At 65.7% G+C, this 10,366-nt stretch carries 11 protein-coding genes; all 11 read right to left on the minus strand.

What is annotated here, in order from left to right:
* Positions 1 to 65: 65 nt before the first annotated feature.
* The gene (locus Y703_RS0113390) at positions 66 to 1,418 is read right to left on the minus strand and encodes a hypothetical protein (protein ID WP_026553109.1); all 1,353 of its coding nucleotides are present in this window, start codon (positions 1,416 to 1,418) and stop codon (positions 66 to 68) included.
* Between the two features lies 1 nt (position 1,419).
* Complete coding sequence (locus Y703_RS0113395; RefSeq protein ID WP_026553110.1) at positions 1,420 to 1,923, minus strand: RNA polymerase sigma factor; 504 nt, start codon at positions 1,921 to 1,923, stop codon at positions 1,420 to 1,422.
* An 80-nt stretch (positions 1,924 to 2,003) separates the two neighbouring features.
* Positions 2,004 to 2,978, minus strand: coding sequence for a site-specific tyrosine recombinase XerD (gene xerD / locus Y703_RS0113400; RefSeq protein WP_026553111.1), 975 nt, complete (start codon positions 2,976 to 2,978; stop codon positions 2,004 to 2,006).
* A 2-nt stretch (positions 2,979 to 2,980) separates the two neighbouring features.
* Positions 2,981 to 3,688, minus strand: coding sequence for an NUDIX domain-containing protein (locus Y703_RS0113405; protein WP_051427589.1), 708 nt, complete (start codon positions 3,686 to 3,688; stop codon positions 2,981 to 2,983).
* Between the two features lies 1 nt (position 3,689).
* Positions 3,690 to 5,393: a CTP synthase gene (locus tag Y703_RS19940; RefSeq protein WP_035765187.1), complete on the minus strand. Its 1,704-nt coding sequence runs from the start codon at positions 5,391 to 5,393 to the stop codon at positions 3,690 to 3,692.
* On the minus strand, positions 5,387 to 7,114 hold the full coding sequence (recN, locus tag Y703_RS0113415; RefSeq protein WP_026553113.1) for a DNA repair protein RecN: 1,728 nt from the start codon (positions 7,112 to 7,114) through the stop codon (positions 5,387 to 5,389). The genes Y703_RS19940 and recN overlap by 7 nt, the downstream gene beginning before the upstream one ends.
* Entirely contained in the window at positions 7,111 to 8,037 is a 927-nt protein-coding gene (locus Y703_RS0113420) for an NAD kinase (RefSeq protein ID WP_026553114.1), read from the minus strand. The genes recN and Y703_RS0113420 overlap by 4 nt, the downstream gene beginning before the upstream one ends.
* Positions 8,034 to 8,906 carry a TlyA family RNA methyltransferase gene (locus Y703_RS0113425; protein ID WP_026553115.1) on the minus strand — a complete coding sequence of 291 codons (873 nt, stop codon included), beginning with the start codon at positions 8,904 to 8,906 and terminating at the stop codon, positions 8,034 to 8,036. The genes Y703_RS0113420 and Y703_RS0113425 overlap by 4 nt, the downstream gene beginning before the upstream one ends.
* Complete coding sequence (locus Y703_RS0113430; RefSeq protein WP_051427590.1) at positions 8,893 to 9,144, minus strand: hypothetical protein; 252 nt, start codon at positions 9,142 to 9,144, stop codon at positions 8,893 to 8,895. Before Y703_RS0113430 ends, Y703_RS0113425 begins: the two co-directional genes overlap by 14 nt.
* Positions 9,141 to 10,160 (minus strand): HAD-IIA family hydrolase, encoded by a 1,020-nt coding sequence (locus tag Y703_RS0113435; RefSeq protein ID WP_026553117.1) that lies wholly within the window; start codon positions 10,158 to 10,160, stop codon positions 9,141 to 9,143. Before Y703_RS0113435 ends, Y703_RS0113430 begins: the two co-directional genes overlap by 4 nt.
* On the minus strand, positions 10,153 to 10,366 hold a 214-nt coding region (locus Y703_RS19945), incomplete at its 5' end, for a hypothetical protein (RefSeq protein WP_035765189.1). The genes Y703_RS0113435 and Y703_RS19945, both read right to left, overlap by 8 nt.

Genomic DNA, 10,366 nt, shown 5'->3' on the forward strand with positions numbered 1-10,366 from the left:
CTGGCGACTCATGGACGTCCCAGGGCGCCAGACCTCACTCCTCGGCGGAGGGTTTGGAGGGTTGGCTAGTCGGTGATGACTATCGACTCGGCGATGGCAACCAAGGCGCCAAACTCGGCCGACCCCGCGTACGTCTCAGCATCCGCGAGGGCCGGGAAGACCGTCCCGTTGCCTTTCTCATCGGGGGAGAGCCTGAATTCACTCGTCAGGGAGAGCAGGCCAACCACGGGAGTGGAGATGGCGTTGTAGAGCATGCACCCCTCGCCCGACGACGGCGCGTCCGCGAGGACCAGGCCCGTCGCCCCGACCAGCTGCTCCCCCTCAAAGACACGCAGGGCAAACCTGGCACTCACTGGGCCGCTCGGCGTGTCAATCGAGACCGGAACCGACAGCAGTTCACGCCACGGCACGGGCGCCTCAGTACATGTTCCGCCGATCCCAGATTCCCTGGACCGCTGCAGGGTGGCGACCGGAGTGCCTGCGGTGTTCACCAGGTCCACCCCGCCGGCCACGTCCACAGTGCCCCAGGCGAGTGGGATCTGGTACCGCAGGCCCAGCTCCCGCGCCTCAAGGCCCCGCACCAGCTCATCGGCGGTGGGCCCCGCACCCACCAGTTCCTCACGCAGTTCCACCGGGAAGCCCGCCTCGATGAACCGTCGGTCCATCAACTCCTGCGGCGTGCCGTTAGGGTCCTCCATGAGGAACTCCCAGCGGAGGATCGCACCGTAGGTGTCGGGGTCGATGATCCACTGGCCGTCGACACGTTTCGCGATGAAGAACCACGCGTTGCCGCCATCCTTGCCTTCCACCGCGTACCCTTCCTCGGTCATCTCCATCGACATCCATTCATCGGTGCACCCGATGACCGGGTAATACTGCGGATTGGTGGTCCAGGGTGTGAGCGAGGCAAAGTCGCTCCCCTGTTCCATCAGCCGGTCAACATCCTGTGGCTGGCACCCAACGTCGGCTGGGGGCCCGGTGGGCACAACAGTCGGTTCGACGACGGGGTCGACCGTGGGATCCCCGGTCGGGTCCGGGGCTGGATCGGCTGTGCCCTCACCGGCGGTGGTCGGCTTGGGGATCGGCGCGGGATCAGTGGTGCCCGCCGGTAACGGACTCTGGACCCCCATGGTGCTGCCCACCACGATCGCGCCTGCCACAGCAGCCGCTGCAGCCGCGCCAGCGAGCACGAGGACGACGGGCCGCCTCCGCACCAGCGGCACCACCACGGGGCGGTCGTCGCTGAACACCCCGGTGTCGTCGTCGTCCGCTGCCGTCACCGGACGGAAAGCGGCGATCACTTCAGCATCAGTGTCAGTCGCAGGGTCGGTAGCGGGATCGACGGCGGATTCAGTCTTCGCCCGGTCCTCGGCACGTACCGGGTCAAGTCCCCGGATCAGGTCTTCGATGCGGTCCATCTCAGGCAACTCCCTCGGCCATCAGTGATGTGGGCAGCAGGGCGGCGAACGCCTTGCGGGCCCGATGCAGGCGGACTTTCGCTGCGGACGGGCTACAGGTGAGTACCTGGGCGATGTCTGCCACGCTTAGGTCATCCCAGTAGGCGAGCAGGAGAATCTCCCGTTCCTTGTCACGCAACTGCAACAGTGCGTCCGCCACCGTTTGCTGCTGGGCGCTTTGCGCGGCCCTGGATTGCAGGACTGCCGTGGAACGGATGCGTTGCATCAGCTGTTCGGAGCGTTCCCGCCGGCGGTACTCGTTACCAATCAGGTGGTGGGCGACGGCGAGCAGCCAGGCAATGGTCAGGTCGGCAGGATCCGGGTTGCGCTGCCAGGCGACCCTGAACACGTCGTTGGTCAGCTCATCGGCAGCCTCCCGGCTGTTGACCCTGCGATGGATGTAGTTGAAAACGCGCGGGCGATGCGCCCTGTGGAGTGCGGCAAAAACGCCTTCGTCATGCTGCAACCTTGGCCCCCCTGGAGTGAGTAACCTGTTCATGCACAGTTAGTTTCCAGCGGGCTCGTCGAGGTTACACAGATCCGGGCTTAGAGTGCGCGTGGATGGGCAGCAGCATATACCTCGCGGAGCGTCTCAGCAGTAACGAGGGTGTAGACCTGGGTGGTGGTCACCGAGGCGTGGCCCAGTAGTTCCTGGACCACCCTCACATCAGCGCCGCCCTCCAGCAGGTGGGTGGCGAAAGAATGCCGCAGGGTGTGCGGTGACACCTCACGGGTGACCCCAGCCTTCTCCGCCGCCGACTTCAGGATGGTCCACGCGCTCTGCCGGCTCAGCCGCCCGCCACGCAGGTTCAGGAACAGGGCCGGATTTCCCTTGCCAGTGGCAGCGAGAGCCGGCCGCGCCCTGACCAGATATGAGTCAATGGCCTTCGCCGCATACGAGCCGAGCGGCACCATCCGTTCCTTTGACCCTTTACCAAACAACCGGACGACGGCGGGCCCCTCCAGCGCCGCATCGACCGATACGTCGTCGACGTCAAGACCCACCGCCTCGCTGATCCGCGAACCCGTTGAGTACAGGAATTCCAGGAGCGCCCTGTCGCGCTGACCACCAGGCGAATCGGTGTTCACAGCCTCGAGAATCCGGGTCACCTCGTCGACAGAAATGGCCTTGGGCAGTCGTTTTCCGGCAATCGGCGGGTGGACGTCGTGCGCCGGATCAGCAGTACAGATTCCCTCAAGCGCCCAGAACCGGTGCAGGCCCCGGACTGCGACGACAGTGCGCGCCGCGGACCGCGGGCTCAACTGGGCAAGACCATCCGATCCTGTCGAGAGGGCCTGCGCAAACGCCGAGACGTCATGCCGGGTGATTCGTTGCACCTCAGCGACTGAGCGGGCGGCGAGGAACCGGTGATACCGCAGCAGATCCCGTCGATAGGCGGCGAGGGTGTTGACCGACAAGCCGCGTTCCACAGCCATGTGCTGGAGGTACTCGCTCATCAGCCGTCCGGGGCCGGTCTCCCGCAGCTCGTCGACTGCGGTCCGCGTTGCAGGAGCCGCCATGATCAGTTCTTCAGGACCGACCCGTTGGGCCAGGTGTGGTGCTGGCTGGCATGCTCGGGCCAGGGCTCATCTGCCGGCCGCAGCTGATCGTAGCCGCCACTACGTGCGGCCGAGGCTGCAAGGACTGCAGCGATTGCCGAGGGGCTGTGGATCCGCCCGGCGAGAACTGCGGAGACGGCGTCGTCCAGATCCACCCACGCCGTCGTGATTTCGGCTTCCTCATGGGTACGCTCATGGCGTTCATCAGGGTGGATTTCGGCGACGCCCCGCGCCAGGTAAATGCGCAGGGCCTCGCTCGACGAGCCGGGAGAAAGAAACAGGTCGGTGAGGACATTCCACCGCTCTGCTGTCAGATCCGCTTCTTCAGCCAGTTCGCGCGCGGCAGCAGCCACGAAGTCCTCGTCAGGAACGTCAAGCAGGCCGGCAGGGATCTCCCACAGGGTCATCCGCACCGGGTGACGGTACTGGTTGATCAGCAGCACCTGTCCGGCGTCGTTCATGGCAAGAACTGCAACAGCACCGGGGTGCTCGATGTAGTCGCGCACCAGCGGTTCGCCGTCGGACTCGTCATCGGTGAGCGAAAACGTGTCGCTGACGACGTTCCAGATGCGGCCCTCGTACACCACCTTTGAGTCCAGCAGCCGCCGGGGACTTTGCTGGTCGCCCAGCGGCTGGTCCGACGGATCGCCCATGCTCAGGCCGTGACTCATGTCAGGCCTTGACCCCGCGGCGGAGCAGCGCTGCCTTGACCAGTCCCGCGAACAGCGGATGCGGCCGCGTGGGCCGCGAGCTCAGCTCAGGGTGTGCCTGGGTGGAGACGTAGTACGGGTGGGTTTCCTTGGGGAGCTCAACAAACTCGACCAGCGTGCCGTCGGGCGATGTTCCGGAGAACACCATGCCAGCGGCGGCGATCTGGTCACGGAAGTCATTGTTGACCTCGTAGCGGTGGCGGTGCCGTTCGCTGACAGTGGTTTTCCCATAGGTGCGGGCAATAACCGAGCCTTCCTCAAGCTTCGCTTCCCACAGGCCGAGACGCATGGTGCCGCCCATGTCGCCGTCGCCGTCGACAATGTGCAACTGCTCGGCCATGGTAGCGATGACCGGGTACTGGGTATCAGGATCGAATTCGCTCGACGATGCGCCCGTCAGTCCCACCACGTTGCGGGCGTACTCGATGACCATGCACTGCAGCCCGAGGCACAGCCCCAGCGTGGGGACCATGTTCTCGCGGGCGTACTGCAGCGCGCCCAGCTTGCCTTCGAGGCCGCGGATACCGAACCCACCGGGCACGCAGATGGCGTCGGCACCGTCAAGCGCTTTGGCCGCGCCGTCAGGCGTGTCGCACTCGTCCGAGGGCACCCATCGGATGACGACCTTGGACTTGTTGGCAAAACCGCCGGCCCGGAGCGCCTCGGTCACCGACAGGTACGCGTCCGGTAGGTCGATATACTTGCCGACCAGCGCTATTTCCACAGTGTGCTTAGGGTGATGGACTACGTCGAGCAGCTTGTTCCACTTGGTCCAGTTGACGTCCTTGAACTTCAAGTCCAGCGCCTGCACAATGTACGCGTCCAGCCCCTGTGCGTGGAGGGTCTTGGGGATATCGTAGATGCTCGCCGCATCGGCGGCATTCACGACGGCGTCGACGTCGACGTCGCACATCCGGCCGATCTTTTCCCGCATGGCGTCCGGAATTTCACGGTCGGAACGGATCACTATCGCGTCTGGCTGGATACCGATCGACCGCAGCATGGCAACAGAATGCTGCGTCGGCTTGGTCTTGAGCTCCTGCGAGGGGCCGATGTACGGCACGAGGGAGACGTGCAGGAAAAACACGTTGTTCCTGCCAATGTCCTGGCGGACCTGCCGGGCCGCCTCAAGGAACGGCTGCGATTCGATGTCACCGACTGTGCCACCGATCTCGGTAATGATGACGTCGGGAGCCTTCTTGACTTCGACTGGCTCGGAGGGCAGCCGCATCCGACGTTTGATTTCGTCAGTGATGTGCGGGATAACCTGGACGGTGTCGCCGAGGTACTCACCGCGGCGTTCCTTAGCGATGACCGTCGAGTAGATCTGGCCGGTGGTGACGTTCGCTGAGCCGTCGAGGCTTTCATCGAGGAAGCGCTCGTAGTGGCCAATGTCCAGATCCGTTTCGGCGCCGTCGTCAGTCACGAAGACCTCGCCGTGCTGGAAAGGATTCATGGTGCCCGGGTCCACGTTGAGGTACGGGTCGAGCTTCTGCATCGTGACTGATAGGCCACGCGCACGAAGAAGATGACCGAGGCTTGAAGCGGTTAGTCCCTTCCCGAGGGAGGAGGCTACGCCGCCCGTCACGAAGACGTGCTTGGTAGTCTTGGCGGACTTCTGGAACCGGGAATTTGTTGATTGCACCACGGAGTTTGAGCCTAGCACTTCGAGGCAGTCCGCGCTGCGTCCGCGAGCAGTTCCTCGGCGTGTGCTTGGGCCGTGGCTGATTCTTCCTGCCCGGCAAGCATCCGTGCCAGCTCCCGCACCCGCTCGGCCTCCGGCAGGACTTCGACGTCGCTGGCCGTGACGCCGTCTCCTTCGGCGGTGGCAGATAGGTTCTTTGTCACACGGATGTGCTGGGAAGCGAACGCCGCCACCTGTGGCAGGTGGGTCACCACAATGACCTGGACATGTGAGGCCAGCATGGCCAGGCGGCGCCCGATCTCCACTGCCGCCTTGCCACCTACCCCGGCATCCACCTCGTCGAAAACGAACGTGGGTACCGGGTCGACGGCGGCCAGCACCACCTCGATGGCGAGCATCACCCGGGAAAGTTCGCCACCTGAGGCGCCCTTGCCCAATGGGCGAGCGGCGGACCCCGGGTGCGGTTGCAGGAGGAACGCAATCCAATCCGCGCCGAAGACGGTCCGCTCTCCTGGCGTCACCTCGATCACCAGGGTGGCGGCGGCCATGGCGAGGGCCGAGAGCTCATCGGTGACCTGTTCTGCCAGGGTGGCGGCGGCGCTGGTGCGCAGTGCCGTCAGCTCCGCCGCGTGCTCGGCTACCGTCTGCTCGAGCGTGGCAATCTCGTCCCCGAGCGCCTCAATGCGGGTTGAGTCGTCGCCCAGCTCACCCAGCCGGAGCTGGCCAGCCTCTGCCCATTCCAGCACCTCGTCGATGCTTGGCGCATACTTACGGACCAGGACGGCAAGTTCAGCCCTGCGTGACTCGACCTCGGCGAGCCGGCCCGGCCCATCGCTGTCGAGGGAGGCAGTGTAGCCGGAGAGCTCGGCGGAAATGTCGGTGAGAATATACCCCACCTCGGCGAGCCGTCCGGCCAGTGCGGTCAGCGCAGGATCGTGATCGCCCGCTGACTCAAGCTGACGCTTGGCGGCGTCGACGAGGACAGTGGCATCCTGGTCGTCGGCGAATTCTCCCGAGACCAGGGCCTGATGGGCGTTGAACGCTGCGGTCCGCAACTCCTCGACGTGGCCCAACCGGATGGATTCTGCCTTCAGGGCGTCATCTTCGCCGGGCTGGGGTGCCACGACGTCGATCTCCTCCAGGGCAGCCTGCAGTGATTCGGCCTCGCGCACCCGCTCACGGGAGTCGGTGCGTAGTTGCTCCAGCTCAGCTACCGCCGCCAGCAGGCGGCGGTAGTTGACCTGGTAGCGGCCCAGCACCTCGGACAGGCCAGGTCCAGCGAATTTGTCGAGGGCTTCGCGTTGGGCAGCGGCGGTCTTCAAGCGCAGCTGGTCCGATTGCCCGTGAACTACCACCAGCGCGGAGCCCAGGTCAGCGAGCACCCCCGCCGGTGCAGACCTGCCACCAACGTAGGCCCGGCTCCGGCCGTCACCGCTGACTGTGCGTGCCACGATGAGCTCGGCTGACCCCCCTGATTCGTCCAGTTCCGCGCCGGCCTCGGCGGCCCGGAGCGCAGCGGGACTCTGTGGGGCGATCCGGAGGACAGCCTCAGCGGAGGCAGCCTTGGCACCCAGGCGCACCGCACCGGCGTCGGCCCGGGCACCGAGCAGCAATCCCAGGGCGGTGATCACCATGGTCTTACCGGCGCCGGTCTCCCCGGTCACCACCGTGAAGCCGCCGGCGAGGTGAAGGGTCGCGTCAGTGATGACACCGAGGTCACGGATACGGATTTCTTCGATCACTGGCCGGTGCCTCCTGTATGGCTGGTAGGGCCGCGCCAGCCCTGGGTGGGGAGCGTGAATTTCTTCACCAGCCGCTCGGAGAAAGGAGTGAGCTGGGTACGTGCCAACCGAACCGGGGTGTCGGCCCGGCGCACCTCCACCCGCGCCCCGGGTGGCAGGTCGACTGTCCGGCGGCCGTCGCACCACAGGACGCCGGCGGCATCGGTGCGGGTCAGGATCTCCACAGCGAGGACCGACGTCGGTGCAATCACCAGGGGCTTGGTGAAGAGTGCGTGCGCGCTGATCGGCGCCATCAGGAGCGCCTCTACCTCCGGCCAGACCACTGGTCCGCCCGACGAGAACGCGTAGGCAGTCGACCCGGTGGGGGTTGCCATCACCACCCCGTCACAGCCAAACGAACTCAGGGGGCGGCCATCAACCTCCATCACCACCTCGATCATCCGTTCGCGGCTGGCCTTCTCGACCGCCGCCTCATTCAGCGCCCAGGTCTGGGCGGCAAGGACGTCACCGCGCCACACCTGGACGTCGATGGTCATCCGCTCCTCGACTGTGTAGTCCCGGTCCACCACGCGGCGCACTGTCTCGGTGAGGTCTGCCCGCTCACTTTCGGCGAGAAACCCGACGTGACCAAGATTGACGCCGAGCAGGGGGACCTCGGACCCGCGCACCAGTTCAGCGGCGCGCAGGATCGTCCCATCACCGCCCAATACCATTCCAAGTTCGACCTCGCCCAGGGCAACGTCGACCCCGAGTTTTTCGGTCGGCGCGGTCAACACCCCATACTCGTCCTGGATATCCTTTAGTTCTTCGACCCTCATGACGGGGATCAGCCCAGATTGGTGCAGCTGGGTACACGCTTCCTGGGCGGCCGCCATCGCGTCGTGTCGCCCGGTGTGGGCGAGAACCAGTATCCGTCGTGTCATTGAAGCTCCGTCGTATCCCGTGCGCCGTCTGGCACGCCGGCAACCAGCCGGGCATCGGTAAAGGCAGTGCTGGAGTCCAGCACCTGCCGGGTCAAGCGATCAAGCTCCTCCTCGATCCTAGGCACCATCGCGCCCCTGGGCACAGTTATCCACACAAAGAACTCAATATTTCCGTCCTGACCCGGTAGCGGACTGCGGATCAGCCCTGACACGGTCAGCCCATGCCCCAGCGCCTTATTCACTACCAGCCCGACGGCGCGGCGGCGCTCCGCCTCAGTTCCAACCACGCCGCTGGAGTTCAGCTTCCCCTTGCCCACTTCAAACTGGGGTTTGATCAATAGCACCATGTCCCCGCCGGGTTTGGTGGCCCGGGCCAACGGCAGCAGCACCAGGGTGAGGGAGATGAAGGACAGATCAGCCACCGTGAGGTCCACCGGGCCACCAATGGTGTCGGCTGCCAGCTGCCGCACGTTCTGGCCCTCGACGACGTCGACCCGCGGGTCGCGGCGTAACTCATCGACCAGCTGCCCATGCCCGACGTCGACGGCGGCCACGTGGGATGCGCCGGCCCGGAGCAGGACCTCGGTGAATCCCCCGGTGGAGGCACCTGCATCGAGGCACCTCTTCCCTCCCGCAGACACACCGGTGAAGGCGCGCAGCGCACCGTCGAGCTTCACGCCGGCACGGCTGACGAAGTCCGGGACTCTGCCGCCGTCAACCGTGAGCCGGTCCACCTCAACCACCTTGGTGGCGGGCTTCTGCAGAATGACGCCTGCCCGCCGGACCCTGCCCGAGGCGATCAGCGCGGCGGCATGGGACCGGGAGCGCGCGAGTCCGCGCGCCACCAGGGCCTGGTCAAGACGCGTCATGGTCAGCTGACAGATCGGCGTTGAGTTCAGCGAGGAGACCGTCGTGCAGACCCGTGTACAGGGCGTTGTGTTCGTCAATCGGGAGCCCAGGGATGCCAGCAAGGTGAGTGATCAGCCCATCTACACTGGTGTCCCCGGTAATGCCCGCCCCGGCCGGGAAGACTGGGGCGTCCTCGGCTGCCGCATGCTCGTCCGTTATGCCCTTGGGTGACAGTACGTTTGGGGGCTCGCTGGTCATCGGCGACCCGCGGAGTCCTCGAGAACCGGGCTACCCGCGGACCTCACTTCGGGCAGCTCGGCGGTGCGTGTGTCAGGGTTCGCGCTCCACCAGGCGCTGCAGGCCGCGCGCCAGCTGTCAAGGCTGGCGGGGTCACCGGTCAGCTGGACAGTTCCGTCGTCGACAGTTGCCGACGACGAGCCGCACCGGTGTACCCCACCGCTGTGGGTGGTCTCCGGGTAGGGTTCGTGCAGGCCCTCGAGGCTGGCCAGGAGGAACGTTGGACGTTGGTCGGCGACTGCCGCCAGGGCGGTCCGCACCGTGTCGACGCCGGTAAGCACCAGCGCCGTGTCCATGCCTGCCCGGTTGCCGCCCAGGATATCGGTGTCCAAACGGTCACCCACCACCAGCGGATGGGAGACGCCCAGATGGCTCGCAGCAGTTGCGAATAGCGCTGCCTCGGGCTTGCCGGCAACGACTGGCGAAGAGCCGGTTGCGGCGGTGACTGCAGCAACCAGCGACCCGTTCCCGGGAGCGATTCCCCTGGCCTGTGGGATGGACAGGTCGGTGTTGGTCGCTACCCACACCGAGCCGCCCGCGACCGCATAGGCGGTCTCAGCGAGGTCCTTCCATCCGAGGCTCGGGTCAAAGCCCTGGATCACTGCAACGGGGATCGGATCGGCTGTCGTCACCGGGACCATCCCCTGGGCTTTGACCTGGTCGATCAGGGTTTGGCTTCCGGTGACCAGGACGGTAGATCCGCTGGGTACCAGGGTGGCCAAGAGCTCGGCACCCGCCAACGCCGATCCGAACACCTGACCCGCTGTTGCAGGAACTCCCAGCTCACGTAGGTGCGCAGCTACCTGTTCGGCTGAACGGGACGCGTTATTGGTGATGTACGCCAATGAGACGTCCACCTGCGCCAGCTGCTCCAACGACTCAACTGCGCCGGGAATAGCATTCGCGCCCGAGTAGACGACGCCGTCAAGATCAGCGAGCAAGGCGTCGTAGGAGGCGATCAGTGAAACCTCAGTCATTGTGCCTTCCGGTGTCCTGCCCGTCGTCGGCGTCAGGCTCGGCGTCGCTTGGATCGACGGGTTCGACGGGTTCGGCGTTGGTGTGGGTTCGCTCGGTCGGCGCGGTGTGCGTGCGGACCGGGGCAGGACGGTTCAACGAGCGCCAGGTGACCGGCGCGCGGCGCGCCTCCTCGACTGGCTCCCCATCGGAACCGGCCGCCGCTTCC

Source organism: Arthrobacter sp. H20, assembly GCF_000520515.1.
Classification (GTDB): domain Bacteria; phylum Actinomycetota; class Actinomycetes; order Actinomycetales; family Micrococcaceae; genus Arthrobacter_D.